The following is a 25,155-nucleotide window of genomic DNA, read 5'->3' as shown; positions in this document are numbered from 1 at the left end:
GAAACGCCCGATGACTCGGAAAACGCGGCAAATACAACCAGACAACCCGCGAGAGGTCAGATCCGTTCCGACAGCTTGATGGCCACGCGGCAGCCCATGCGGATCGCGTGGAACAGCAGCGGATAGGCCGGGGCCTTCTCCGCGCCCGCCGCCAGCGCGGCATCACGGTGCTCGCGCTCCTCGTCGCGGAACTTCAGGATCGCGGCGCCAAGTTCGGGGTCTTCGTCGCCCAGTTCCTCGAGCTGCTCGGTATAGTGGCGGTCGATCTCGGTCTCGATCGCGGCGGTGCAGGCCATCGCCGCCTCCGGCCCGATCAGTGCCGTCGCCGCGCCCAGCGCAAAGCCCGCGGCCGACCACACCGGCTGCAGCAGCGTCGGACGCACGCCGCGCTGCGCGATCATCGCGTCGAACTTCGCCTGATGCTCGGCCTCCTGCGCGGCCATGCCGGCGATCTCGGTCGAGTGCGGACCGCGCGTGCCCATCACCGCCAGTTGGCCCGCGTAAATTCGGTTGGCGCCGAATTCGCCCGCCTGATCGACCCGCAACATCCGTTCGCTGCGCTTACTCATCGCGTTCATCTCAAGCCTTTCGGTCGCTGCGGGCGATGAGGGCGAAGACCGCCAGCGCGCCCAGCGTCGAGAACAGGAAGTTGAAGCCCGCCAGCGAAATGCCGAAGAGGCTCCACGGCGCCACGTCGCAGCGGATCACCGGCTCCTTCATGATCGCGTCGAGCGGATCGCCGCCTGCCGCGAAGGGGCTGGCGGTGCAGGCGGTCACGCCTTCCCACCACTTATATTCGACCCCGGCGTGGAAGCCGCCGATCAGCCCGGACACCAGCACCGCCAGCGCCGCGACGGCCACCAGCGGGCGCACCGGCCGCCAGAAGAACGCCAGCAGCGCGAAGACGATGGCCAGCATGTGCGGATAGCGCTGCCACCAGCACATCTCGCAAGGGTTGAGTCCGAACACGTACTGGCTCACCAGCGCCCCGCCGAGGGCGATGACGGGAATGCCAAGCGCCAGCATACGCGCGGCGCGCACAGACGGTGCGGCGGAAACGGCCATGCCCTTCGTGCCCCTGCCGTCAGTTCTTGGAAACGGCGGCAAGCGCGGGCTTGCCCGCCGTACGCTGCAGCGTGGAGATTGCGTAGTGCAGCTGGAAGTCCTTGATGCCCTGCTTTTCCAGTTCGGCGGCGGTCACCTTGAAGCGCGGATCATCCTGCTTGTCGGTTTCCAGATCCTTGTCCTTGAGCGCCGCCTCGTTGATGAGGTGGCCGCGCAAGTCGGACTCGCGCACCGCACGTTCGGCGCGGGCACGGGCGTCGGGATCGGACAGCTGCGGAACCTTGATGTCGGGGGCGATGCCGCCCTCCTGCACCGAGTGGCCGGAAGGCGTGTAGTAGCGCGCCGTCGTGATCTTGATCGCGCTGTTCTGGTCGAGCGGCAGGAACGACTGGACAGAGCCCTTGCCGAACGTGCGCTCGCCCATGATCACCGCGCGGTGCTGGTCCTGCAGTGCGCCAGCGACGATCTCCGAAGCCGAGGCCGAACCCGCGTCCACCAGCACGACGACCGGCAGGCCCTTGGCGACGTCGCCCTTGAACACCGATTCGGCGCGGTAGAACTGGTTCTCGTTCGCGTTGCGCCCGCGCTGCGAGACGATGTCGCCATGGTCGAGGAACAGGTCGGACAGCGCCACCGCCTCGTCCAGCGAACCGCCGGGGTTGGAGCGCAGATCGAGCACGAGGCCGGTCAGCTTGCCGCCCTTCACCGCCGCCTGCTTCTTGAGGTCGGAGATGGCGTTGTTCACGTCGTTGCCGACATCGCGCGAGAACTCGTTGACCGAGATCACGCCGACGTTGTCCTTGAATTCCCAGGTGACCGGCTCAAGCTCGATCACGCCGCGGGTCACGGTGACGTCGAACGGCGCGTCGCGGCCCGGACGGAAGATCGTCAGGCGGATCGAGGAGCCCGCCTCGCCGCGCATCTTCGATACCGCCTCGTCCAGATCGCGCTCGTAATAGAGCACGCCATCGAGGTGGGTGATGTAGTCGCCCGCTTTCAGCCCCGCCTTCTCCGCCGGGCTGCCCTTGAACGGCGAGACGATCTTCACCGCGCCGTCATCCTCGACCACCGAGAGGCCGAGGCCGGTGTACTTGCCGTCGATCATCGTCTCCAGCCGCTGCAGCGACTGGCCGTCGAGGTAGTTCGAATGCGGGTCGAGGCTGGCCAGCATGCCGTCGATGGCGCCCTTGAGCAGCTTGTCGTCGCTCACCTGGTCGACATAGTTGTCCTTCACGATCTGGTAGATCGTGAAGAGCTTGTCGAACTCGTGACTGGTGCGCGTGTCCACCGCCGACAGGCCAGAGGTCGCCACAGGCAGCACGGCCACGGCGGAAACCAGCAGGGTAGCCCTGAACAGCTGGGGGATTAGCGGGGCAATCTTCATCGGGCGTGATGCCTCTTCAATGCGTCGGTCCGGCGCGGTGGCCGGCGGGGGTTCATGACCGTCATCCTATCGTCCGATGACCGTGAACGCCAGCGGAACGGCAGGATTTGCGTTCATATAGGAGGCATCAGGCTAATTGCCCGAAAAAGCGGCATCGTCGTCCTCCACCCTCTACTTTCGTCGTTGCGAGCGAAGCGAAGCAATCCAGGGCAGTCTCGCGTCGCCCTGGATTGCTTCGCTTCGCTCGCAATGACGAATCCTTCCGCGCACAAGGCTACGATCAGCCCTGATGCGGGACGACGCCTTACAATGCCCGGATATACTGAAGCGGATTGACCGGCGCCCCGCCCTGCCGCAGCTCGACCATCACGCGCGGATCGCCCGGCCCGGTCACGCCGATGGGAGACCCGGCGACCACTTGCGCGCCCACTGCCACGTCCAGCCGCGCCAGGCCCGTGACAAGCGAGGTCCAGCCGCCGTCGTGCTCGATGATGACGATGCTCTGGAAGCCGCGATACGGCCCGGCGAAAGCCACTCGCCCCGGCGCCGGAGAGACCGCCTGCGCATGCGCGCGCGGGGCCATGACCAGCCCGTTGGAGCGCGCCTGCCCCGGCGCATCCTCGCCGAATCCGGTCACCAGTCGCCCGGTCACCGGCAGCATGTAGCTGGACAATCCCTCGGGCAGCGGCGTGAACTGCCCGGCGCCGATGACTTGCGCATCCTCCGGCCGGGCGGGCCGCATGATCGGCCCCGGCAGCGCCGCGAGGCTCGCCCGCAGTTCCCCTTGCCGGCCGACCTGCACCACCAGATCGCCCAGATCGCGCGCCTTCTCCGCCAGCGCCAATGCCCGGTCGCTTTCCCGCGCGGCGATACCGCTGGCTTCGCGCCCGGCCAGCCGCTGGCGCGATTCGATGGCGGCGAGTTGCCCGCGTCGCTCGCGCATCTGCGCCTGTGCCTGCGAGAGCCCGGCGGCAGCGGCCTTGGCCTGCTGCTCCAGCGCCCGCCCACGCTCGATCGCTACCCGCAGGCCCGCCGTGCGCGCCTCCACCTCGGGCAGCATCGTGTCGAGCAATGCCCGCATGTAAACCGCATCGCGTACCGAACCCGGCCGCAGCAGGGCCAGCAACGGAGGCCGCCGCGACAGCCGCTGCAGCGACCCGGTGAGTCGCGCCAGAGGCCCCTGCTTCTGCGCTAACTGCGCCCTCAGGCCCTGCCGCTGCGAAGCGATCAGCCGGATCTGCGCGCGCTGCCCGGCGATCTGCGCATCGGTTTCCTGAATCCGCGCGGCGATAGCGGCGGCCTCACGCGCAGTGGTTTCGGCCTGCTCGGTGACTTCGCGGGCACGTGCCTCCAGCTTTTCCGCCCGCTTGCGAGCCGCTGTACCTTCGCGCCGGGCGGCGATCATGTCCGCCTGCGCCTGCCGCGCATCGACCGCCGGGTCGAGCACCGCAAGCCCGCCCTGCTGCGTCAGCGCCTGCGTGGCAAACGCGACGGAGCCGAGCGCGGCGACGGTCAGGAGAATGCGGTGGGCGGGCTTCACGGCGCCGTGTTAGGACAGCCGGAGTCACGCGGGAAGAGACGAAATGCGCCTTTATCCTCCCTGTTCCGCAGGAATGGGGAGGGGACCGCCGACGAAGTCGGTGGTGGAGGGGGAGAAGACCCCTCCGTCAGCGCTTCGCGCTGCCACCTCCCCATTCCTGCGGAACAGGGAGGATAAAATGCCTTCACCTTGGATGGCGCGCGGCCAGCGCAATTCCGGCAAGGTTCTGCTCACGCTTGATCCACCGTATGCGCGCAGGACGAACCTGAGCCGCCAGCGCAAGGAAGCGCGCCGCGTGCCGCCCCGGGCCATGCCCGTCGCGCAAGGCCCGGTTGGCCTGACGCACAACCTCCACCGCATCGCCGATCAGCTCGACCTGTTCCAGCCCCTGCTCCCGGCAGAGTTCCAGTGCATGGATCAGCGCCAGCCACTCGGCATCGCTGTTGGTGCCGCAGCCGCAATCCTCAAAGACATGCGCCACCCCGCGTATCACCACGGCGACTTCGATGGTGCCGGGATTCGGACGGCAGCCGCCGTCGAAGAAGACCTTCAGGCGCTTCATCAGCCCGAGCGGTGGTAGGGATGCCCGGCCAGGATCGCGGTGGCGCGCCACAGCTGTTCGGCGAGCATCGCGCGGACCATCAGGTGAGGCCAGGTCATGCGGCCGAAGCACAGAAGGTGGTCGGCCTGCGCCCGCGCCTCGTCACCGTGGCCGTCGGCGGTGCCGATCAGGAAGCGGCATTCGCGCACGCCCTCGTCGCGCCAGCGGCCGAGCAGCGCGGCGAACTCTTCCGAGCTCATCAGCTTGCCCCGCTCGTCGAGCAGGACTTCACGGACCGGGGTATGGGCGGGAGGAGGCACCTTGCCGCCGACATCGGGCAGCTCGCTGTGCCTGAACGGCCAGGTGATGCGCTTCGCGTAGCGATCCAGCATCTCACCCTCGGGCGAGCGGGCGATCTTTCCGCGAGCGATGATGTGCAGCAGCATGGGTTCAGGGTGCAATCAGGCCGGAACGCGGGGACGGAGCAGGACCCCCGCGTGATTTCCTTGCGATTTTCCGGTCACCGTCGCGACCGGAGGATCATCCTCTAGGCAGCGGTCAGGCTGCCCCGGACGGGCCGTCGAAGCCCCACATCCGCTCGAGGTTGTAGAACGTGCGCACTTCGGGACGGAACAGGTGGACGACCACGCTGCCCGCATCGACGAGCACCCAGTCGGCCGCCGGAAGGCCCTCGATACGCGGATGACCGAAGCCGTTCTGCTTCAGTCGCTCGCCAAGTTTCTGCGCCATGGACGCAACCTGGCGGGTCGAACGGCCCGAGGCGATCACCATGAAGTCGGCGATGCTCGATTTGCCGTCGAGGTCGATCGTCACCAGCTCCTGCGCCTGATCGTCGTCCAGCGACGAGAGCACGAGGTTCAGCAACGGATCATCGCTTTCGATCGTGACCGGAAGCGGGGTGGCGCCGGTTGATTCCGGCTGTAGTTCTGCCTGTGGCATCTTGGTTGGGTTCTGCTCCTTTCAAAACCGACCGGGCAGGATGAAGGCCATCCTGCCGCGTTCGATCGTTTGCCGTGTAAGCCGGGTATGCGGGAAGATGGCCTGAAAGCCGATCATTCCGCCGTTCCGGGGATCAAGTGGTACGTGACCGCGTCACGCGAAGGTCGATCTGAGAACCTTCGTGCCCAGTCCGGATCGGCCTGGCGTATCGCCGTTGCCGACCGCGTATCGGGGTCGAATCGCAATGTCACCAGCGCGGGTGCGCTCCACTCTTCCGGACCGCGAAGACTGGTCAGGGGTCTCCGGAATTTCCCCAGCCAGGCCATCGCGGGGCTCGCGAGGGCAGCGCCATCATACCCCGGACGCGCGATTACCGCAATCGGCATGAGTCGGCACAGTGTCCGCCAGTCCTTCCAGCGGTGCAACTGGGCGAGGTTGTCCGCCCCCATCAGCCATACGAAGCGCCGTTTCGGGTAACGGTGAAGGAGTGCGCGGAGGGTGTCGACGGTGTATCGGGTGCCCAGTTCGCGCTCGATCGCGGTGGCCCGGATGCGGGCGCCCCGCGCCTGCTGCTGCGCCGAGCGCATCCGCGCGGCCAACGGCGCCATCTCGGCCTTGGGCTTGAGCGGATTGCCTGGCGAGACCAGCCACCACACTTCGTCGAGCGCCAGTGCCTCGATGGTGAACAGGGTGACGCGGCGGTGTCCACCGTGGGCCGGGTTGAAACTGCCGCCGAGCAGGCCCGTGACGGGGCCGGGGCGGGTTCGGGTCCGCCTCAGAACCAGATTCAGGGCCGGGCCTGCCCGGTTCCGCGCACCTGCCACTTGTAGGTGGTCAGGCCCTCCAGCGCCACGGGACCGCGCGCGTGCAGGCGGCCGGTGGCGATACCGATCTCCGCGCCGAGGCCGAATTCGCCACCGTCGGCGAACTGGCTGGAGGCATTGACCATCACGATCGCGCTGTCGACTTCGGCAAGGAAGCGCTCGGCCGATTCCGCGTCTTCGGTAACGATCGCATCGGTGTGGTGCGAAGAATGCGCAGCGATGTGCTCAAGCGCCGGTTCGATGCCGTCGACCACGGCCACCGCCAGAACGGCGTCGAGGTATTCGGTGTCCCAGTCCTCCTCGCTGGCAGGCAGCACGCGCGGATCGAGCGCCTGCGCGCGGGCGTCGCCGCGCAGTTCGCAGCCTGCGTCGAGCAGGCCGGCAACGACCGATTCGCTCTCGGGGAACTGGGTGTCGAGCAGCAGCGTCTCCATCGCCCCGCAGATGCCGGTGCGGCGCATCTTGGCGTTGAGCGTCAGGTCGCGCGCCATCCCGGCATCGGCCGAGGCATGGACATACGTGTGGCAGATGCCGTCGAGGTGGGCGAGCACGGGCACCCGCGCATCGGCCTGCACCCGCGCGACGAGGCTCTTGCCCCCGCGCGGCACGATCATGTCGATGAGGCCCGCCGCCGTCAGCATCGCGCCGACCACCGCGCGGTCCTGCGTCGGGACCAGCTGGATCGCCGCCTCGGGCAGACCCACGGTGGCGAGACCCTTGGCGAAGGCGGCACGGATCGCATGGTTGGAATGGATCGCCTCGCTGCCGCCGCGCAGCAGCACCGCGTTGCCCGAGCGCAGGCACAGCGCGGCAGCGTCGGCGGTGACGTTCGGGCGGCTTTCGTAGATGATGCCGATCAGGCCGATGGGAATGCGCACGCGCGACAGCTTGAGGCCGTTGGGGCGTTCGCTGGAAGCGATCACCTCGCCCACCGGGTCGGGCAGGCCCGCGACCTGATCGACCGCATCGGCGATCCCTGCCAGCCGCGCCGCATCGAGCCGCAGGCGGTCGAGCATCGCACCTGACAGTCCCTTAGCCTCGCCAGCCGCGATGTCCTTCGCGTTGGCTTCGAGAATTTCCCCTTCCGCCTCGCGCAGCGCCGTGGCGGCGGCGCGCAGGGCGGCGGCCTTATCGGCGTCCGTCAGCTTCGCCAGCACGCGCTGCGCGGCCCGGCCGTCGCGGGCCAGTTGCTCGACAAGCGCCTCGGGCGAAAGCGCTGCAGGTTCGGCGATCAGAGTGCTCTGCAAAGTCATGGGCGCGGCCTATCATTCCAGCGTGCAGTTGTCACCGGAATGCAGCCGCCAAAATGCACGCATGCAATCGATTCGTATGTCGTCTCACGGTCGCGCCAAGGTAAGGTTCCTCGGCTCACCGCTATCTGTTTTCGACTCGCCCCGATTCCGCAGAGGTTCGGGCCAAGCCGATTCGCTTTGGTAACTACCGCCTGCTACCGGCGCGATCCGGGACTGAGACATAGATTTCAAGCGGGGTCGTTTTGCTTTCCAAGTCAACCGGGGCGTTCATCCAGCGCCTCAGGACGGCGTTCCCCGACCGCGAGTTCATCATGCGGTCGCAGGGACAGGTCCGTTTCATCCGCGTTTCCGCGCGGGCACAGAAGATCGCCGCAGGTGCGGCCGTCGGCGTGCTCGGCATGTGGGCCGCATCGGTCGGCGCTCTGGCGCTCTCGCAGGCATCCGTCGGCAGCGAAAGCGCTGCCCTCGCCGAGCGCGCGGCCAATGTCGCCAAGGCCGAGAAGAGCGTCGCGCAGTACCGCCGCAACGTCGATTCGGTCGCGTCCGACCTCGCCCGCCGACAGCAGTTCATCGAACAGATGGTCGATGCGCATATCCAGGAACTTCCCGAGGAGTCCGGAGATACCCGACCTACCGCGCAGACCGAAGCGACCGCGAAGAAAGTCAGCGCCGCCGTTCCCGGCGTCGGCAACCTTGCCGACATCAAGGCGAAGCAACTGGCGCTGGTCGATCGTCTCACCCGCTACGCCGACCAGCGTTCGGACGCCGCGATGGCCTCGATCCGCAAGCTGGGGCTCAATCCCAATGCGATGATTTCGCGCGCGCGCATGGCCGAGGGTGGTCCGCTGGTGAAGCTGGCGACCGGGGCCGACGGCAGCGTCGATCCGCGCTTCCTGACGATGGGCAAGAGCCTTGCCCGCATGGACGCGCTGGAGAACGGCCTCGCCTCGATCCCGCAGGTGAGCCCAGCGCATGTCGCCTACGTCTCGTCCAGCTACGGCTATCGTTCGGACCCCTTCACCGGCGGCGCCGCGTTCCACGCGGGCCTCGACTTCCCGGGGCCGATGGGCTCGCCGATCTATGCCGCCGCCAAGGGGCGCGTCACGTTCGTCGGGCAGAAGTCCGGTTACGGCAACTGCATCGAGGTGACGCACGGCAACGGGCTGATGACCCGCTACGGGCACCTTTCCGGCTTCCGCACCCGTGTGGGTCAGGACGTCGACGCCGGGGCGCTGATCGGTGCAATGGGCAGCACCGGGCGCTCGACCGGCCCGCATCTCCACTTCGAGGTTCGCGTGAACGACCATCCGGTCAACCCGCGTCCGTTCCTCGAGGCGGCCCGTCTTCAGGGGGCGAACAACAGCAGCAACAGGGGCCAGGAGGAGAACCACTGACATGGCCAAGGCCTTCATAAGCTCGCGTGCGAGCATCAACAGTTCGAGCTTCTCGATGCTGGGCGGCGACACCGTCATCAGCGGAGACATTTCGGCAAGCGCCGACCTGCATGTCGACGGCAGCGTCAACGGCGACATTTCCTGCAAGGCCCTGATCCAGGGCGAAGGCAGCGAGATCAACGGCGCGGTGCGGGCCGAATCGGTACGCGTCGCAGGACTCGTGCGCGGATCGGTTTCGGCGCGCGAGGTCGTGATCCTCAAGACCGCGCGGATCGAGGGCGATGTTTCCTACGACACGCTGACCATCGAGCAGGGCGCGCGCCTCGAAGGGCGCCTGTCGCCCAATGGCGGACAGATGCCGCCGTCAATCGCTCGCCTGCCCGCTTCGGCGCCGATCGAGGTCATCGCCGAGGAAGACGAAGAGGAGCTTTCCGCAGCGGCGGAGTGAGGGCTCAGCCGTGACCCTTCGACAAGCTCAGGGTGAGCGGAAGTAGTGTAAACCTCAAACCCCGCTCAGGCTGAGCTTGTCGAAGCCCCCCGAGAGCGGACACGAAAAAGGGGACATGGGATCGACTCCCATGTCCCCTTTTCGATTCAGCCGTCAGGCCAAAGCGAAGTTACTCGCCGCGAGCCTCGGCGGCTTCGGCAGCGCGCTTGGCTTCGAGCCAGGCGGCAACTTCGGCTTCCTGCGCGGCTTCCGACGCGGCCTGGACCTGCGCCTGACGCTCTGCGCGCAGTTCGTCGATCAGGGCCTGGCGATCATCGACCAGGCGCTCGTCACCCTCGCCAGTATCCTGGATGCCCGCCTTCTTCGCGGCCTTGGCGACGAGGGCGTCCAGCTCGCGCTGCGAGCACAGGCCCAGCGTGACCGGGTCCTTGGGCGTGATGTTGGCGATGTTCCAGTGCGAACGGTCGCGGATCGCCGCGATGGTGTTGCGCGTGGTGCCGATCAGCTTGCCGATCTGCGCGTCCGAAACCTCGGGGTGGTTGCGCAGGATCCAGGCGATGCCGTCCGGCTTGTCCTGGCGCTTCGACACCGGGGTGTAGCGCGGGCCCTTGGTACGGTTCTGCGCGAGCGGCACCTTGTGCATGCGCAGCTTGTACTCGGGGTTGGCCTGCCCCTTCTCGATCTCTTCCATCGTCAGCTCGCCCGAGCGAACGGGGTCGCGGCCGGTATACTTGCTGGATGCCAGATCGTCGGCCATCGCCTGGACTTCGAGCATGTGCAGGCCGCAGAATTCTGCGATCTGCTCGAAAGTCAGCGAGGTAACATCGACCAGCCACGAGGCGGTCGCGTGCGGCATCAGCGGAGTGGGCTGGCTCATTCTCTATCTCCGGCGGAAACAATAAGGGCCGCCCCTTCGCGGAGCGGCCTCACGGTTTCGATTTAGGGAATTTTTGCCGAAGGAGCAAGCAAAAGGGGCCGAAAATTGCGTCATTCCGTCGATGCGTTTCACGTGAAACGCGCATTTCGTCATGATTTGACGGCACTCAAAGGCACCCAAGGGTACCATAAGTGCACCTTCACACCTCCAGCACGATCTTCCCGACGTGGTCTCCGGCCTCCATCCGCGCATGCGCGGCGGCGGCTTCGGCGAGCGGGAAGCGCGTGTCCATCACCGGGCGCAGCAGGCCTTCCTCGACCAGCGGCCAGGCGCATTCGAGGATCTCCTGCGCAACCGCTTCCTTGAACGCGTCCGTGCGCGGGCGCAGGGTCGAGCCGGTCAGCGTGTAGCGCCGGGTCATGACCACCGCCATGTTGATCTCCGCCTTCGCGCCGCCCTGCACCGCGATGGTGACGTGGCGGCCATCGGGCGCGAGGCACTTGAGGTTGCGCGCGACGTAGCTGCCCGCGACCATGTCGAGCACCACGTCGACGCCGCGCCCTCCGGTAATCCGCGCGACTTCCTCGACGAAATCGGTGGCCTTGTAGTCGATCGCGTGATGCGCGCCGATCTTCAGTGCCGCCGCGCACTTGTCGGGCGAGCCGCAGGTGACGATCACCGTCAGCCCGAAGTGCCGCCCCAGCATCGCCGCCATCGTGCCGATGCCGCTGGTGCCGCCGTGGACGAGCAGCCACTCGCCCTCACGCGCCAGGCCGCGCTCGAAGACGTTGTGCCAAACGGTGAAAAGAGTTTCCGGCAGCGCCGCGGCTTCCGCAAGGGACAAGCCCTCGGGCACCGGCAGGCAGTGCCCGGCCTTGGCGATGCAGTACTGCGCATAGCCGCCGCCCGAAACGAGCGCGCAGACTTCCTGACCGGGGAGAAACTGACTCACACCTTCGCCCAATGCCGCGATGGTGCCGGAAACCTCCAGCCCCGGAATCGGCGAGGCGCCCGGCGGCGGCGGATAATTGCCAAGCCGCTGCACCACGTCGGGGCGATTGACGCCCGCGAAGGCGACCTTGACCAGCACCTCGCCGGGGCCGGGCCGGGGCACCGTGACGGTTTCAGGGCGCAGGACTTCGGGGCCGCCGGGTGCATCGTAGCCAACGGCGGTCATGGTGACAGGAAGGTCAGCTAACATGAACCTCCCTGTGCCACAGGATGCGGGGGGTGGGGAACTCCCTTTCTTGGCCCTGCCTCCCGAAGCGGGACGGTGCCTGCGGCCGCACTGACAAAGTCTCTCGATTTTATGATGATAGTGGTGTTCACTCCACTTCGGGTCGCAGCCGTACCGTGCGGATGGGTTCATCAGAGGAAGTACGGAAGTGGGCGTGTCGACTATAGCTCTGTCCGTCCTGTTGGCGGGCGGCGGAGCCAACCTTCAGGATCACCCGGCGATCGGGACGCCAGGTGCGGTGACGACTCCCGTGCCGGAAGTGGCGGCGCAGCCTCGGCCGGACGTGGCGCCGACCATTCACGCTCCTGCCCCGCCTGCGGGAACGCCCCCGCCCGGCAGCGTGCCTGCGGCGGAGGACGAGAACGTCATCATCGTCAGTTCCAGCCCCCGCCAGATAGAGGCCGACCCGTTCTCGGGCGTCAATGCGGCCAGCTTCGCGGTGGTTGAGGCGGTGGACAAGGTGGTCGTCGCCCCGGTCGCGGGAACGTACGAGCGGATCGTGCCCAAGCCGATCCGCAACGGCCTGCGCAACTTCCTTATCAACCTCGCGGAGCCGATCGTCTTCGTGAACTACCTGCTGCAGTTCAAGCCGGGCAAGGCGATGGAGACGGCAGGCCGCTTCGTCATCAACAGTACGGGTCGGCGTCGCCGGGCTGTTCGACATGGCCAAGCGCAAGCCGTTCCGCCTGCCCTACCGCGAGAACGGATTCGCCAACACTTTCGCCTATCACGGCATCGGCAACGGGCCGTACCTGTTCGTGCCCGTGTTGGGTCCGACGACGGCGCGCGATCTGGTCGGACGCGTCCTCGACCTGTCGATCTTGCCCACGCTGTTCGGCAAGCCGTTCAACAAGCCGGTCTACGGGCTTTCCACCGGCATCGTGAAGTCGATGAACGACCGAGTCGCCTTCGACGAGCAGATCAAGGCCAACCGCGCCGCTGCCGACCCTTACGTGGCCACGCGCGATTTCTACCTCAAGCGTCGCCAGGCCGAAGTGGATGCACTGCACAGCCCGGAATACCGCGCGCGCAAGGGCATTGCGGAGCCGGGGGTGGACGGCAAGTAGTAGGTGGAGAGCGGGGCGCAAACACGCAACGCCCGCTCAAACACGCCCGTCATCCCAGCGAAGGCTGGGACCGCTGGCCGCCGTGCTGAACGCTGGCGTGCGGGGCTTTTGTGGCAAGTGGTTTGCGAACGACAGTGCGCAACAGGGTCATAGCGGTCCCAGCCTTCGCTGGGATGACGGGTGTTTTTAGGATGGCGAGTGTCTGTAGGGTAGCGGGCGGTTGTACGATAACGGGCGCTTTGAACGGCGCCCCCGCTCACAACAAACGCTCGAACAGATCCGCCCATTCCGGATTGGCTTCCTCGACCAGCCGGATCTTCCATTCCCGCTTCCACGCCTTCATCGCCTTTTCGCGCCGAATCGCATCCTCGATCCGGCCGTGCGGCTCGATCAGCACCAGCCGCTTGAGCCCGTATTTCCGACAGAACGCCGACCCCGCACCGCCGCGATGCTGCATCATGCGCGCGGGCAGGTCAGCCGTGACGCCGATGTACAGCACGCCATGGGGCTTGTTGGTGAGGATGTATGTCCAGCCAGGCATCACGGCAGCGTAGAGCAGACGGCCAGCGGTCCCAGCCTTCGCTGGGATGACGACAGAGTTTTAACCCGGCCTCGCGCCGGAACACATATCCTCCGGCCAGTCGAAGGACCCATTGACAGCCTCGCATTCCAGTCCGATGCTGCACCGCAATGGACGAAGAAGACCGACCTCTGCGGCGGTCATCCGAGGGCGACTTCGGAGCCGCCAGCCACCTCGCCGGTGAAAGCCTCGATCGCTATTCGCTGGACGAACTCGACGCGCGGGTTGCGCTTCTCGAAATCGAGATCGCCCGCATCCGCGCGCACCGGAACGCATCATCGGCCCACCGCCTCGCGGCGGACGCCCTGTTCAGGCCGCGATCATCTTGAGAATCGCAGCCTCCTCTGGCAGCCTTCGGGCGACCTCGGGCGCTTACCCCCATGGCCACCCTCGCAACCATCCTGAACGTCCCTATATCAACCTCGTAACCCTGACCCGCCAATCTCCCCTGCGGGCCGGGAACCTCCCGGGAGAGCCGTCCCTCACGATGAAGGTCGCCTAAATGCCAAGTTTCGCCCAAAGCCTTGAAAAGACCCTGCACTCGGCTCTGTCTCACGCGTCTGAGCGGAGCCACGAGTACGCGACGCTCGAGCACCTGCTGCTCGCGCTGATCGACGACACCGACGCGGCGCAGGTCATGCAGGCCTGCGGCGTGGACCTCGGCGATCTGGGCGACGTGGTGCGCCAGTATCTCGACCAGGAATACCAGTCGCTCAAGACCGAGGAAAAGGGCGATCCCGCCCCGACCGCCGGTTTCCAGCGCGTGATCCAGCGCGCGATCCTGCACGTGCAGTCGTCCGGCAAGGACACCGTGACCGGCGCCAACGTGCTCGTCGCGCTGTTCTCCGAGCGGGATTCCTACGCGGTCTACTTCCTGCAGCAGCAGGACATGAGCCGCCTCGACGCCGTCAGCTATATCAGCCACGGCATCGGCAAGGGCGGCAAGCGGATCGAGGATCGCACCGCCAAGGGCTCGTCCGACGAAACCCCGCCCACGCCCGAGGACAAGGCCGAGGCCAAGGCGTCCGCCAACAAGAAGGACTCCGCGCTCGACCAGTTCACCGTCAACCTCAACGAGAAGGCGCTGGCGGGCAAGGTCGATCCGCTGATCGGCCGCGGCCCCGAAGTGGACCGCACGATCCAGATCCTGTGCCGCCGCTCCAAGAACAACCCGCTCTACGTGGGCGATCCCGGCGTGGGCAAGACCGCCATCGCCGAAGGCCTGGCGCGCAAGATCGTCGAGGGCGAAGTGCCCGAAGTGCTGACCGAAGCGGTGATCTACTCGCTCGACATGGGCAGCCTGCTGGCCGGCACCCGCTATCGCGGCGACTTTGAGGAACGTCTGAAGCAGGTCGTCTCCGAACTGGAGAAGATGCCGCACGCGGTCCTCTTCATCGACGAGATCCACACGGTGATCGGCGCGGGCGCCACCAGCGGCGGGGCGATGGACGCCTCGAACCTGCTCAAGCCGGCGCTGTCGGGCGGGACGATCCGCTGCATCGGCTCGACCACCTATAAGGAGTTCCGCAACCACTTCGAGAAGGACCGCGCTCTGCTGCGCCGGTTCCAGAAGATCGACGTGAACGAGCCCACGGTCGAGGATACCATCAAGATCCTCAAGGGCCTGCGCACCGCGTTCGAGGATCACCACCGCGTCAAGTATACGCCTGACGCGATCAAGACGGCGGTGGAGCTTTCGGCCCGCTACATCAACGACCGCAAGCTGCCCGACAAGGCGATCGACGTGATCGACGAAGTCGGCGCGATGCAGATGCTGCTGCCGCCCAGCCGCCGCAAGAAGACCATCACCGCGCGCGAGATCGAGCAGGTCATCGCGACGATGGCCCGCATCCCGCCCAAGTCCGTCTCGTCCGACGACAAGAAGGCGCTGGAGAACCTCGAGCGTGACCTGAAGCGCGTGGTGTTCGGCCAGGACAAGGCGATCGGCCTCCTCGCCACCGCGATGAAGCTGAGCCGCGCTGGCCTGCGCGATCCGGACAAGCCGATCGGCTCGTTCCTGTTCAGCGGTCCCACCGGCGTCGGCAAGACCGAAGTGGCCCGCCAGCTCGCCAGCATCATGGGCATCGAGCTGAAGCGCTTCGACATGTCCGAATACATGGAGCGTCATTCGGTCAGCCGCCTGATCGGTGCGCCTCCGGGCTATGTCGGCTTCGATCAGGGCGGCCTTCTGACCGACGCGATCGACCAGAACCCGCACTGCGTCCTCCTGCTCGACGAGATCGAGAAGGCGCACCCCGACCTGTTCAATATCCTGCTGCAGGTGATGGACAACGGCCGCCTGACCGATCACCACGGCAAGACCGTCGATTTCCGCAACGTGGTGCTGATCATGACCACCAACGCGGGCGCGTCGGACATGGCCAAGCAGGGCATCGGCTTCGGCGACACCTCGAAGGAGGATGCCGGCGAGGAAGCGGTGAAGCAGATGTTCACCCCCGAATTCCGCAACCGCCTCGATGCGATCGTGCCCTTCGCGTACCTCGCCAAGGACACCATCAGCCGGGTCGTGGACAAGTTCATCCTCCAGCTGGAACTGCAGCTGGCCGACCAGAACGTCCACATCCAGTTCGACTCGGACGCACGCAGCTGGCTGGGCGACAAGGGCTACGACAAGCTCTACGGCGCCCGCCCGATGGGCCGCGTGATCCAGGAGAAGGTCAAGCAGCCGCTGGCGGAAGAACTGCTGTTCGGCAAGCTGGCGCACGGCGGCGAAGTCCACGTCTCGGTCAAGGAGAACGCGCTGAACTTCGAACTGACTCCCTCGGCGCCCAAGGTGTCCAAGACGAAGAAGAAGGTGCCGGTGAAGCGGGCGAAGAAGCCCGGTCCGCAGGCGGATACCAACGCCGACGATTGATTGGCGCCACGAAGTTGGAAAGGCCGCGCAAATCCAGCGCGGCCTTTTTCGTGTAAAAAGAATCGATTGGAATTCGGCGGACTCTTTTGCGTGCTTTTGTCAAGCGGGGATGGCGGCGAGAATCGAGAACTGGTATTCTCATCCCGCCCATCCAGAGAGGAAGCATTGTGGCTCATTCAATCGAGGTCGAAATCGAACGCAACTATGCGGTGTTCATGGACATGCTCGATAACCTGATCGAGCATAATCCCGGAGAATATGCTCTCCTCCATAATCAAAACCTTGAAGGGCTGTATTCGACGGCTGCCGCTGCCGGCCGTGCCGGCATACAAAAATTTAATGACAAACCTTTCTCAATTCAGCTTGTTTCTAATGAGCCGGTCGATCTAGGATTCTATTCCTATGCCGCAGGTGACAGGTAAGCTAAAAGACGGCCGTATCTTGCTGAAGGTGGGTATTCGACCATTCCAGGCGGTCGGACCAGTCAGTGGTTATGACAATCCGGCCACGCTAGACTATCGAGAATGCACTGCGCTGCTCGATACAGGCGCCCGTAGGACTTGCGTTACGGTGAACATTACACAAACGCTAGGAATGCGGCGGATAGGACAGGCGGAAGTCTGGAATGTCAAAAGGCCGGAGCGGCATTTCACTTATCTGTTTCACGTCGGCATCTGGCCGGACGTCATAGATGACATGCCTTCGACCATATTCGGCATCGGTGATGAAATCGAAGGGATCGACGTCGGCAATCATCCCTATTTCGATGTGCTCCTCGGCATGGACATCGTTTCGCAGGGGCGTCTCGTAATCGAAAAAAGCGGTGATTTTTCACTGTCGTTCTAGGCTGTAGTGACGATTGGGAACCACACGGGTTCCCGGCCTCTTCTGCTATCCATGCCCCGCGATTTCTCCTGGATCAGACCCGAGCCCTGGGGCATCCACGTCGTCCCCGCCGACTGCTGGATCGACCCGGCCCGCCCCGTCGATCGCGCGCTGGTGACTCACGGCCATGCCGACCACGCCCGCGGCGGCCATGGCGCGACCTTCGCCACCCCCGAAACCCTCGCCATCATGAAACTGCGCTACGCCACCGAGGAAGGCGCGGTGCCCGTCCCCTACGGCGAGCGGATCGCCCTGCCCGGAGATGTCCACGCCACCTGGATTCCTGCCGGACACGTCCTCGGCTCCGCACAGATTCTGCTGGAGCACGCGGGCGAGCGGATCATCGTCACCGGCGACTTCAAGCGCCGCGCCGATCCCACCTGCCCGCCCTTCGAGGTCACCCCTTGCGACGTGCTCGTCACCGAGGCGACCTTCGGCCTCCCCGTCTTCCGCCACCCGCCGGTGGAGGAGGAGATCGCCAAGCTGCTCTCGGCCCTCGCCGCCAATCCGGAGCGCTGCGTGCTGGTCGGTGCCTATGCGCTGGGCAAGGCACAGCGCCTGATCGCCGAACTGCGCCGCGCCGGGCACCAGGACACGATCTGGCTCCACGGCGCGATGGAGCGGATGTGCCGACTGTATGAAGAATGGGGCGTCGATCTGGGCGACCTGCGGCTGGTGTCGGATGCCACTAAAGAACAGCTGACCGGCGCGGTGATCGTCGCCCCGCCCTCGGCGCTCAACGACCGGTGGAGCCGCCGCCTGCCCGATCCGATCACGGCGATGGCCTCCGGCTGGATGCGGGTACGCCAGCGCGCGCGGCAGCGGATGGTGGAACTGCCGCTGGTGATCTCCGACCACGCGGACTGGGACGAACTCACCCAGACCGTGGTGGACGTGAACCCCGCCGAGACGTGGATCACGCACGGGCGCGAGGAAGCCATGCTGCGCTGGTGCGAGTTGAACCAGAGGAAGGCGCGGGCGCTGGCTCTGGTGGGGTATGAGGATGAAGATGATTGAAGAGAAGTCCTGGGGCCCCAGAGCTTATCGGCGCCCCAGACCCCATTACTGTCGTCCTCGCGCATGCAGGCGCCTCAACCCCACATGGCGCCGCAGGCTATTTGTCTCCCGGCTCGAAGTGAGCGCAAAACGAGGCTGCACGCATGACCTCGACGGTATGGGGGTCTGGGGCGATGGCCCCAGGACTTCTCTCTCCTGATGGAAGCCTTCGCCGCCCTTCTCGACGCGCTGGTCTACACCCGCAGCCGCAACGCCAAGCTCAAGCTGCTGGCCGACTACCTGCGCGACACGCCCGATCCGGATCGCGGCTGGGCGCTCGCCGCGCTGACCGATGGACTCGATTTCCCTGCGGTAAAGAGTTCGACCATCCGCAATCTGCTGACCGAGCGGATCGACCCGGTGCTCTGGACGCTCAGCCGCGAATACGTGGGTGATTCCGCCGAGACCGCCAGCCTGCTCTGGCCCGAGCCGGCGGAAGCGCCCTCTCCGCCTACGGTGTCCGAGGCGGTGGATGCGCTTTCCCGCATGACGCGCGCCAACGTCATGGCGGAACTGCCGAAGCTGCTCGACTGGCTGGATGCGAACGGCCGCTATGCCCTGCTCAAGCTGGCCACCGGCGCGATGCGCATCGGCATTTCGGCGCGGCTGGCCAAGACGGCTTTCGCGCAGGCTTTCGACGTCGCAGTAGAGGATGTGGAGGAGCACTGGCACGGCCAGACGCCGCCTTATGCTCCGCTGTTCGACTGGGCCGCGCACGGCGCCGAGCCTCCCAATTCCGACGATCTGCCGCTGTTCCGGCCCTTCATGCTGGCGCACGGGCTGGAGGACATCGAGATCGATCTGGCCGACTATGCCGCCGAATGGAAGTGGGACGGCATCCGCGTGCAGGTGGTTCGGGCGGGCGGAGAAACGCGCGTCTACTCCCGCTCCGGCGATGACATTTCCGCCACCTTTCCCGAGGTCGCCGAGGCGCTGCATATCGACGGCGTGCTGGACGGCGAACTGCTGGTGCGCGGTGCCCATCAGGGCGGTGAAGAGGGCGGCGCGGCCAGCTTCAACGCGCTGCAACAACGCCTCGGGCGCAAGACCGTCTCGAAGAAGATGCGCGAGGAATATCCCGCCTTCGTACGCCTCTACGACGTGCTGATCCTGGAGGGGCAGGACTTGCGCCCCCTCCCCTGGAGTCAGCGCCGCGCCGCGCTGGAGGCGCTGTTGCCGCGCCTGCCCGCCGACCGGTTCGACATCTCCACCGTGATCCCCGCCGCCGACTTCGCCGACCTGTCCGCCATCCGCGAACGCGCGCGAGACGATGCGATCGAGGGGGTAATGCTCAAGCGGCGGGACAGCCCCTATGTCGCGGGGCGCAAGACCGGGCTGTGGTACAAGTGGAAGCGCGATCCGCTGCTGATCGACTGCGTGCTGATGTATGCCCAGCGCGGCTCGGGCAAGCGCTCCTCGTTCTATTCGGACTATACGTTCGGCTGCTGGGACGGCGATCCAGACAGCGGCGCGGAACTGCTGCCGGTGGGCAAGGCCTACTTCGGTTTCACCGACGAGGAGCTGAAATGGCTCGACCGGCATGTGCGCAACCACACCGTCAACCGCTTCGGCCCGGTGCGCGAAACGGACAAGTCGCTGGTGTTCGAGGTGGCTTTCGATTCGGTCCACGCCAGCAAGCGCCACAAGTCCGGCGTCGCCATGCGTTTCCCCCGCATCAGCCGCATCCGCGCCGACAAGCCCGCGCACGAGGCCGACCGCATCGAGACTTTGCGCGCCCTGATCCGCGATTGACCGCGATCAATGCGCGCGTGCGGACGATGCGCTAGAGGGGCAGCATGGAACAGCCCTCCCCCGTACCGGACACCCCCTACCACCGCCTCGGCGGCGCTCCGGTGTTCGAGGCGATCGCCAACCGCTTCTACGACCTGATGGACAGCGATCCGGCCTATGCCGAGCTGCGCGCGATGCATGCGGCGGACCTGACGCCGATGCGGGCCTCGCTGCCGAAGTTCCTCGCCGGGTGGGCGGGCGGCCCGCGCGACTGGTTCGAGGCAAACCCCGGCCGCTGCATGATGAGCCTGCACGCGCCCTTCACTATCGACCCGCTGACGGCGAACCAGTGGGCCGATGCGATGGAGCGCGCCATCACCGACGTCGCGCCTGAGCCTGCGGAAATCGCGACGTCGATGCGCGAAGTGCTCGGCAGGCTGGCGCGCGGGATGGGGCGGTAGGTCCGTGTTCCTCCCTGAGCTTGCTCGGGGAGGTGGCGCCGACGAAGTCGGTGACGGAGGGGGAATTTCCCGCCTCCTGCCCCTCCACCACCGCCTGCGGCGGCGGTCCCCCTCCCCTAGACAAGCTCGGGGAGGAACCCGCATCAGTTCACCCGGAACTGCTTCTCACGCGATGTTGCGCCTCGCAGCAGTTCCAGCCGCGAAGGCGCCACGCCCAGCGCGCGGGCGAGCAGGTCGCGCACGGCGGCGTTGGCCTTGCCGTCCTCCGGCTTTGCGCGGACTTTGGCGGTGAGGCGGTTCCCGGCGATTTCCAACGCTTCGACTTTGGCGCCCGGGGTTACGCGCAGGGCCAGGGCTCCTTCCGCATCGACCAGCGCTCGCAGCGCCTCGGCATCAGGCAGCATCGCCCTGGGCCGCGCCATCAGCCCTTCAGCCCGAGCGCCTCGGCATGCAGGCGGCCATTGAGGACATAGCCCTTCACGCCCGCCTGGTTGGCGACAACGGCCTCGTCGGTCAGATCGCGCAGGTACTTTGCCGGGCGGCCCATCCAGAGCTGGCGAGCACCGATGCGCTTGCCGGTGAGCTGCGAGCCCGCCGCCAGCATGCCGTCGCTCTCGACATAGGAGCCGTCCATCACGATCGCGCCGAGGCCGATGAAGGCGCGGTCTTCCAGCGTGCAGCCGTGCAGCATGACCATGTGGCCGATCAGCACGTCCTCGCCGATGATCGTCGCGTAGCCTTCGGGGCGATGCGGCTTGGGGCTGTCGCAGTGGACGACGGTGCCGTCCTGGATATTGGTGCGCGCGCCGATGACCACGCGGTTGACGTCGGCGCGGATCACGCAGTTGTACCAGATGCTGGCGTCGGCGCCGATCTCGACGGCGCCGATGATGCGGCAGCCGGGCGCGATGAAGGCGCTGGAATGGATGCGCGGCGCCTTGCCGTTGAAAGGCGCGATTGTGATGTCGTTACGGTCGGTCATGGATTCCCCGTCAGCCTGCTCCAGCGGACATACGGCAGGATGGAAGCGTGATCGTCCGTCCAGGGTTCCGGCGCCCGTTCTTCGAGCTTGCTCCATGGGGCATCCGGGCGCTGCCTTGCAAGCCTGTCGAGCACGGCCCGATCCGCCGAAAGCGCGATCCAGCGCGAGGGGGTGTAGCGCACTTCGTCCTCGGGAAAGTCCAGCCGGGACAGCGCCATGAGCCCGCTCGCCCGCGCATTGGCGCCGACCACCGGCGCGAGGTCGATGTAGCGGTTGGAGATGTGCAGGATCAGCAGGCCCCCCGGCGTCAGCGCACGGCGGTAGACCGCCAGCGCCTCGGTCGTCAGCAGGTGCATGGGGATGGCATCGGAGGAGAAGGCGTCGATCACCAGCACGTCGAAGCTGCGCGGCGCGACGTGTGCCAGTTCCAGCCGCGCGTCGCCGATCACCACGCGGGCCTTGGGGGTGCAGTCCTTGAGGAAGGTGAACTGCCGCGTCGTGGAGAAGCGCAGCACGACTGGATCGATCTCGAAGAAGGTCCAGTCTTGCCCCGGCTGCGAGCGGCAGGCGAGCGAGCCGGTGCCGAGTCCGACGACGCCCACGCGCGCCTGCGGCCCCTCGATGGCGGGCACTGCCGCCAGCGCGAGGGCGACGCCGGAGCCGGGACCGTAATAGGTCAGCGCATCGTGCGCATGCGCGGGATCGAGCGCCTGCATGCCGTGCAGCGTGGTCCCGTGCGCCAGCGTGCGGAACCGTCCCTCCGCGTCGTCGCGCAGGGTATAAATGCCGAAATAGCTGCGGGTGCGCTCATGCTCCAGCGTCGCGCGCATGGTCCAGAAGCCGCCCTGCCCGACCATCGCGATCAGCAGCACCGCCGCGAAGCCCCAGCGCCATGCCATCACCATGATCCCGAGACCGACGAGGAACACCGTCAGCATCAGGCTGAACAGCGCCTCTTCCGGGTCGAGCATCGTCTCCAGCAGTTCCCAGCCGAGGAAACCTGCGAAGAGCAGCACCACGCCGAGCGCGATGCGCGCCATGCCGGGCTCCATATCGGTGCTGTCGCGCCAGTTCAGCAGCGGGCGCAGCGGCATCAGTAGCGCGGCGGCGAGGACCAGCAGCGGGTGCTCCCAGGCCCAGTCGAACACCAGCGGCGCGATCAGCGCGGTGAACACGCCGCCCAGCGCTCCGCCCGCCGACATGACGAGGTAGAAGCGGGTGAGCTGCGCCTCTCCCGGCCTCAGGTCGTAGAGCCGCGCGTGCAGCGTCGTCGCCACGCAGAGCAGCAGCAGGCAGGTGCCCGCCACGGCCCACAGGGTGCCCGACCCGTTCGACAGCATCGCGTAGCTGCCCATGAACAGCACCACCACCGGCGCCACGCGGCTGACGACGGTGGCCGGCCCGCGCCGATCGGAGAACGCGATCACGAAGCTCAGCAGGTAGAGCCCGAGCGGGATCACCCAGAGCAGCGGCATCGCGAAGATGTCGGTGGTGAGATGCGTGGTGGTCGAGAGCATCAGCCCCGAAGGCACCGCCGACAGCAGCAGCCACAGGCCGATGGTGCGGGCGGGGATGCGCTCCGAAGCGTGGGCCTGTGCGATCGGCGCAGGGGTATTGCGGCGGCTGAATCCGGCCAGCGCGATCAGTAGCACCAGCACGGCGAAGCCGCCAGACCACGCGAGGCTCTGCAGACGGACGCTCAGCAGCGGCTCGGCGAGCAGCGGATAGGCGATGAGCCCCGCGAAGCTCCCGAGGTTGGAGGCGGCGTAAAGCGCCCATGGCGCACCCGCTTCGGGCGCAGCGGCGAACCAGCGCTGCATCAGCGGCGCCTGCGCGGAGACTACGAAGAATACCGGGCCGATGCTCGCGCCCAGCAGCAATGGCACCCATGCGGCCTCGGGCAGCCCGGCGATGCGCGGCATGTCGATCAGGCCGACCGGAAGCGTCAGCGCGGCGACCAGCAGCAGCGCGAGGTGGATCATCGCCTGCCGCTTCAGCGCGAACCGGCCGAGCCAGTGAGCATAGGCGTATCCGGCCAGCAGCAGCGCCTGATAGACCAGCATCGCGCTGTTCCACACGTTCGGCGCGCCGCCGAGCCGGGGCAGCGCCATGCGCGCCACCATCGGCTGGACGAGGAACAGCAGGAAACTGCCGACGAGGATGGTGGCGACGAAAAGCCCGCGGCGCGGCGGGGTTGTCCGGGCGGTTTGCAGCATGTGCTCGGCGGTATCGGTCATTGCGGCAAGACAGGTACGTGGTGCCGGCAGGGAAGGATAGACCTTCACTCGTCATTGCAAGCGCAGCGAAGCAATCCAGGGCAGTCTCAAGCCGCCCTGGATTGCTTCGCTGCGCTTGCAATGACGAAGTGAGGGGTGATGACCTACGGTTGGCGCCCCGCGCGCCCAATGCTCCGCCACGCCTCGGCGGTGATCGAATGGACGATCGTATCGCCCACCGGCGGCTCGAACCGCGCATCGACGAAGTCCAGTTCCTCGCGCCGCACCATGCCGAGGCGCAGCATCAGGCCCCAGCTGGCGGTGTTCTCGATATTGGTGATGGCGAAAATCTCCGCCGCCCCGAACCGCTCGAACCCGGCATCGAGCGAGGCGATGGCGGCTTCCTTCGCATATCCCTGCCCCCAGGAATCCTCACGGAACCGCCAGCCGATCTCCATCTCGCCGGGGAACGTCGCCCCCGGCGCATCGATCACCTTGAGGCCGCAGAAGCCGAGCACCGCGCCGTCGTCCTTGCGCTCGACGATCCAGAAGGTGTGGCCGAGACGGTGCTGGAAGCCCAGCACGCGCTCCTCGAACAGCGCCACCTTGGCATCGTCCATGACGCCGCCGAGGTGGCGCATGACGGCGGGCGTGTTGGTGCCCTCGGCGAAGCGCGCGATGTCGCCCTCACCCCAGTCGCGCAGGATCAGGCGGTCGGTCTCGATCCTAACCACGCAACAGCCGCGCCGCATGAGCCGCATGGTATGTCAGCACGCCCGAGGCACCGGCGCGCTTGAAGGCGGTCAGCGTCTCCAGCACCATGGCGTCGCGATCCGCCGCGCCCGCCGCGACGGCGTGCTCGATCATCGCGTATTCGCCGGACACCTGATAAGCGAAGACGGGCACCTCGAAAGTGTCCTTCACCCGGCGGATGATGTCGAGGTAAGGCAGGCCCGGCTTCACCATCACCGTGTCGGCGCCCTCGGCGAGGTCCATCTCGACTTCGCGCAGCGCTTCCTCGGTGTTGCCGGGGTCCATCTGGTAGGTCTTCTTGTCGCCCTTGAGCAGCCCGCGCGAACCGACCGCGTCGCGGAACGGGCCGTAGAACGCCGAGGCGTACTTGGCGGCGTAGCTCATGATCTGGACGTTGATGTGGCCCGCGTCCTCCAGCGCGTCGCGGATGGCGGCGATGCGGCCGTCCATCATGTCTGAAGGCGCGATGATGTCCGCGCCCGCGTTGGCCTGGTTGAGCGACTGGCCGACCAGTGCCTCGACCGTCTCGTCGTTGAGGACGTAGCCCGCCTCATCGACCAGCCCGTCCTGTCCGTGGCTGGTATAGGGATCGAGCGCCACGTCGGTGAGCAGGCCGATTTTATCGCCCAGTTCCGCCCGGATCGCGCGGATCGCGCGGCACATCAGGTTGTCCGGATTGAGCGCCTCGGCCCCGTCCTCGCTACGGCGATCGGGCTGGGTGTGCGGGAACAGCGCGAGCACCGGGATGCCAAGGTCCACCGCCTCCTTCGCCCGTTCGACGATGAGGTCCACCGACCAGCGCGATACGCCCGGCAGCGCGGCCACGGGATGTTCGACGCCTTCGCCCTCGGTGATGAAGAGGGGCCAGATGAGGTCCGCCGGGGTCAGCACCGTCTCGCGGTGAAGCGCGCGGCTCCAGGCGGTGGCGCGGGTACGGCGGAGGCGGGTGTGGGGATACGTGCCGGTCATGGCGGGGTGCTTGCCGGAAAACGAAGGCGGGGGCAATCGGGGGAGGGTTGCGATTTG

27 protein-coding genes and 1 pseudogene are annotated in these 25,155 nt (G+C 66.7%); 11 read left to right on the top strand and 17 right to left on the bottom strand.

Translation table 11 applies throughout. The features are described from left to right. Positions 1 to 56: 56 nt before the first annotated feature. The 9 genes from HWN72_RS16770 to HWN72_RS16730 all read right to left on the bottom strand — a co-directional run bounded on the left by HWN72_RS16770 (position 57) and on the right by HWN72_RS16730 (position 7,567). Positions 57 to 578 (bottom strand): demethoxyubiquinone hydroxylase family protein, encoded by a 522-nt coding sequence (locus HWN72_RS16770; RefSeq protein ID WP_036525597.1) that lies wholly within the window; start codon positions 576 to 578, stop codon positions 57 to 59. A gap of 1 nt (position 579) precedes the next feature. Beyond that, positions 580 to 1,065, bottom strand: coding sequence for a disulfide bond formation protein B (locus HWN72_RS16765; RefSeq protein ID WP_211150764.1), 486 nt, complete (start codon positions 1,063 to 1,065; stop codon positions 580 to 582). A 19-nt stretch (positions 1,066 to 1,084) separates the two neighbouring features. Beyond that, positions 1,085 to 2,449, bottom strand: a complete 1,365-nt coding sequence (locus HWN72_RS16760; RefSeq protein ID WP_036525598.1) for a S41 family peptidase — start codon at positions 2,447 to 2,449, stop codon at positions 1,085 to 1,087. A 304-nt stretch (positions 2,450 to 2,753) separates the two neighbouring features. Then, positions 2,754 to 3,989, bottom strand: a complete 1,236-nt coding sequence (locus HWN72_RS16755) for a murein hydrolase activator EnvC (RefSeq protein WP_211150763.1) — start codon at positions 3,987 to 3,989, stop codon at positions 2,754 to 2,756. 184 nt (positions 3,990 to 4,173) lie between these two features. Then, positions 4,174 to 4,551: a ribonuclease HI gene (locus tag HWN72_RS16750; RefSeq protein WP_211150762.1), complete on the bottom strand. Its 378-nt coding sequence runs from the start codon at positions 4,549 to 4,551 to the stop codon at positions 4,174 to 4,176. Next, positions 4,551 to 4,976 (bottom strand): 23S rRNA (pseudouridine(1915)-N(3))-methyltransferase RlmH, encoded by a 426-nt coding sequence (locus tag HWN72_RS16745; protein WP_211150761.1) that lies wholly within the window; start codon positions 4,974 to 4,976, stop codon positions 4,551 to 4,553. The genes HWN72_RS16750 and HWN72_RS16745 overlap by 1 nt, the downstream gene beginning before the upstream one ends. A gap of 112 nt (positions 4,977 to 5,088) precedes the next feature. Next, on the bottom strand, positions 5,089 to 5,490 hold the full coding sequence (gene rsfS / locus HWN72_RS16740; protein WP_008831383.1) for a ribosome silencing factor: 402 nt from the start codon (positions 5,488 to 5,490) through the stop codon (positions 5,089 to 5,091). 113 nt (positions 5,491 to 5,603) lie between these two features. After that, positions 5,604 to 6,314, bottom strand: coding sequence for a nicotinate-nucleotide adenylyltransferase (locus HWN72_RS16735; RefSeq protein WP_375154526.1), 711 nt, complete (start codon positions 6,312 to 6,314; stop codon positions 5,604 to 5,606). Beyond that, positions 6,278 to 7,567, bottom strand: coding sequence for a glutamate-5-semialdehyde dehydrogenase (locus tag HWN72_RS16730; RefSeq protein ID WP_008831385.1), 1,290 nt, complete (start codon positions 7,565 to 7,567; stop codon positions 6,278 to 6,280). Before HWN72_RS16730 ends, HWN72_RS16735 begins: the two co-directional genes overlap by 37 nt. Before the next feature lie 242 nt (positions 7,568 to 7,809). Between HWN72_RS16730 and HWN72_RS16725 the strand changes: the two genes are divergently transcribed. Together HWN72_RS16725 and HWN72_RS16720 are read left to right on the top strand one after the other, a co-directional pair. Then, positions 7,810 to 8,961, top strand: a complete 1,152-nt coding sequence (locus tag HWN72_RS16725; RefSeq protein WP_211150760.1) for a M23 family metallopeptidase — start codon at positions 7,810 to 7,812, stop codon at positions 8,959 to 8,961. A 1-nt stretch (position 8,962) separates the two neighbouring features. Then, a complete protein-coding gene (locus HWN72_RS16720; protein ID WP_008831387.1) occupies positions 8,963 to 9,409 on the top strand; it encodes a polymer-forming cytoskeletal protein in 447 nt (148 codons plus the stop codon). A 169-nt stretch (positions 9,410 to 9,578) separates the two neighbouring features. Here the strand turns inward: HWN72_RS16720 and HWN72_RS16715 are convergent, their stop codons facing one another. Both HWN72_RS16715 and HWN72_RS16710 read right to left on the bottom strand, forming a co-directional pair. Then, a complete protein-coding gene (locus HWN72_RS16715) occupies positions 9,579 to 10,286 on the bottom strand; it encodes a DUF1013 domain-containing protein (protein ID WP_036525601.1) in 708 nt (235 codons plus the stop codon). Positions 10,287 to 10,485: 199 nt separating this feature from the next. Then, positions 10,486 to 11,487, bottom strand: a complete 1,002-nt coding sequence (locus tag HWN72_RS16710; protein ID WP_036525603.1) for an NAD(P)H-quinone oxidoreductase — start codon at positions 11,485 to 11,487, stop codon at positions 10,486 to 10,488. Between the two features lie 487 nt (positions 11,488 to 11,974). On the opposite strand from HWN72_RS16710, the pseudogene HWN72_RS31825 reads away from it, so the two are divergent. Continuing rightward, positions 11,975 to 12,100, top strand: a pseudogene (locus HWN72_RS31825) (MlaA family lipoprotein); the annotation flags it as partial. An 85-nt stretch (positions 12,101 to 12,185) separates the two neighbouring features. Beyond that, the gene (locus HWN72_RS31595) at positions 12,186 to 12,590 is read left to right on the top strand and encodes an MlaA family lipoprotein (protein WP_256434587.1); all 405 of its coding nucleotides are present in this window, start codon (positions 12,186 to 12,188) and stop codon (positions 12,588 to 12,590) included. Between the two features lie 256 nt (positions 12,591 to 12,846). On the opposite strand, the gene HWN72_RS16700 is transcribed toward HWN72_RS31595, so the two are convergent. Continuing rightward, positions 12,847 to 13,131 (bottom strand): GIY-YIG nuclease family protein, encoded by a 285-nt coding sequence (locus tag HWN72_RS16700; protein WP_211150759.1) that lies wholly within the window; start codon positions 13,129 to 13,131, stop codon positions 12,847 to 12,849. A 149-nt stretch (positions 13,132 to 13,280) separates the two neighbouring features. Here HWN72_RS16700 and HWN72_RS16695 point away from each other — a divergent pair, with 149 nt between their 5' ends. The 7 genes from HWN72_RS16695 (at position 13,281) to HWN72_RS16665 (ending at position 20,178) form a co-directional block, all read left to right on the top strand. Further along, the gene (locus HWN72_RS16695) at positions 13,281 to 13,499 is read left to right on the top strand and encodes a DUF1192 domain-containing protein (RefSeq protein WP_036525606.1); all 219 of its coding nucleotides are present in this window, start codon (positions 13,281 to 13,283) and stop codon (positions 13,497 to 13,499) included. Between the two features lie 173 nt (positions 13,500 to 13,672). Continuing rightward, positions 13,673 to 16,045 carry an ATP-dependent Clp protease ATP-binding subunit ClpA gene (gene clpA / locus HWN72_RS16690; protein ID WP_036525608.1) on the top strand — a complete coding sequence of 791 codons (2,373 nt, stop codon included), beginning with the start codon at positions 13,673 to 13,675 and terminating at the stop codon, positions 16,043 to 16,045. A gap of 167 nt (positions 16,046 to 16,212) precedes the next feature. Next, on the top strand, positions 16,213 to 16,467 hold the full coding sequence (locus HWN72_RS16685; protein ID WP_155986249.1) for a hypothetical protein: 255 nt from the start codon (positions 16,213 to 16,215) through the stop codon (positions 16,465 to 16,467). Further along, positions 16,448 to 16,891 (top strand): hypothetical protein, encoded by a 444-nt coding sequence (locus HWN72_RS16680; RefSeq protein ID WP_211150758.1) that lies wholly within the window; start codon positions 16,448 to 16,450, stop codon positions 16,889 to 16,891. The genes HWN72_RS16685 and HWN72_RS16680 overlap by 20 nt, the downstream gene beginning before the upstream one ends. Positions 16,892 to 16,942: 51 nt before the next feature. Then, positions 16,943 to 17,947, top strand: a complete 1,005-nt coding sequence (locus HWN72_RS16675; RefSeq protein ID WP_211150757.1) for a ligase-associated DNA damage response exonuclease — start codon at positions 16,943 to 16,945, stop codon at positions 17,945 to 17,947. 198 nt (positions 17,948 to 18,145) lie between these two features. Beyond that, on the top strand, positions 18,146 to 19,738 hold the full coding sequence (locus tag HWN72_RS16670; RefSeq protein ID WP_211150756.1) for a cisplatin damage response ATP-dependent DNA ligase: 1,593 nt from the start codon (positions 18,146 to 18,148) through the stop codon (positions 19,736 to 19,738). Positions 19,739 to 19,782: 44 nt separating this feature from the next. Continuing rightward, entirely contained in the window at positions 19,783 to 20,178 is a 396-nt protein-coding gene (locus tag HWN72_RS16665) for a group II truncated hemoglobin (protein ID WP_211150755.1), read from the top strand. Between the two features lie 143 nt (positions 20,179 to 20,321). Here HWN72_RS16665 and HWN72_RS16660 read toward each other — a convergent pair whose 3' ends face one another. The 5 genes from HWN72_RS16660 to hemB form a co-directional block, all read right to left on the bottom strand. Continuing rightward, positions 20,322 to 20,600 carry a DUF167 domain-containing protein gene (locus HWN72_RS16660; protein ID WP_069708635.1) on the bottom strand — a complete coding sequence of 93 codons (279 nt, stop codon included), beginning with the start codon at positions 20,598 to 20,600 and terminating at the stop codon, positions 20,322 to 20,324. Next, positions 20,600 to 21,160 carry a gamma carbonic anhydrase family protein gene (locus HWN72_RS16655; RefSeq protein ID WP_211150754.1) on the bottom strand — a complete coding sequence of 187 codons (561 nt, stop codon included), beginning with the start codon at positions 21,158 to 21,160 and terminating at the stop codon, positions 20,600 to 20,602. Before HWN72_RS16655 ends, HWN72_RS16660 begins: the two co-directional genes overlap by 1 nt. After that, complete coding sequence (locus HWN72_RS16650; protein ID WP_211150753.1) at positions 21,157 to 23,397, bottom strand: spermidine synthase; 2,241 nt, start codon at positions 23,395 to 23,397, stop codon at positions 21,157 to 21,159. The genes HWN72_RS16655 and HWN72_RS16650 overlap by 4 nt, the downstream gene beginning before the upstream one ends. 143 nt (positions 23,398 to 23,540) lie before the next feature. Further along, on the bottom strand, positions 23,541 to 24,110 hold the full coding sequence (locus HWN72_RS16645) for a GNAT family N-acetyltransferase (RefSeq protein ID WP_289357494.1): 570 nt from the start codon (positions 24,108 to 24,110) through the stop codon (positions 23,541 to 23,543). Beyond that, positions 24,103 to 25,098 (bottom strand): porphobilinogen synthase, encoded by a 996-nt coding sequence (gene hemB / locus HWN72_RS16640; RefSeq protein ID WP_211150751.1) that lies wholly within the window; start codon positions 25,096 to 25,098, stop codon positions 24,103 to 24,105. The genes HWN72_RS16645 and hemB overlap by 8 nt, the downstream gene beginning before the upstream one ends. Between the last annotated feature and the right edge of the window lie 57 nt (positions 25,099 to 25,155).

It is taken from the genome of Novosphingobium sp. HR1a (assembly GCF_015594425.1).
In the GTDB taxonomy this organism is placed as follows: Bacteria; Pseudomonadota; Alphaproteobacteria; order Sphingomonadales; family Sphingomonadaceae; genus Novosphingobium; species Novosphingobium resinovorum_A.
Note: the sequence above shows the minus strand (reverse complement) of the source record. Positions and strands in the feature narration are given on the sequence as shown.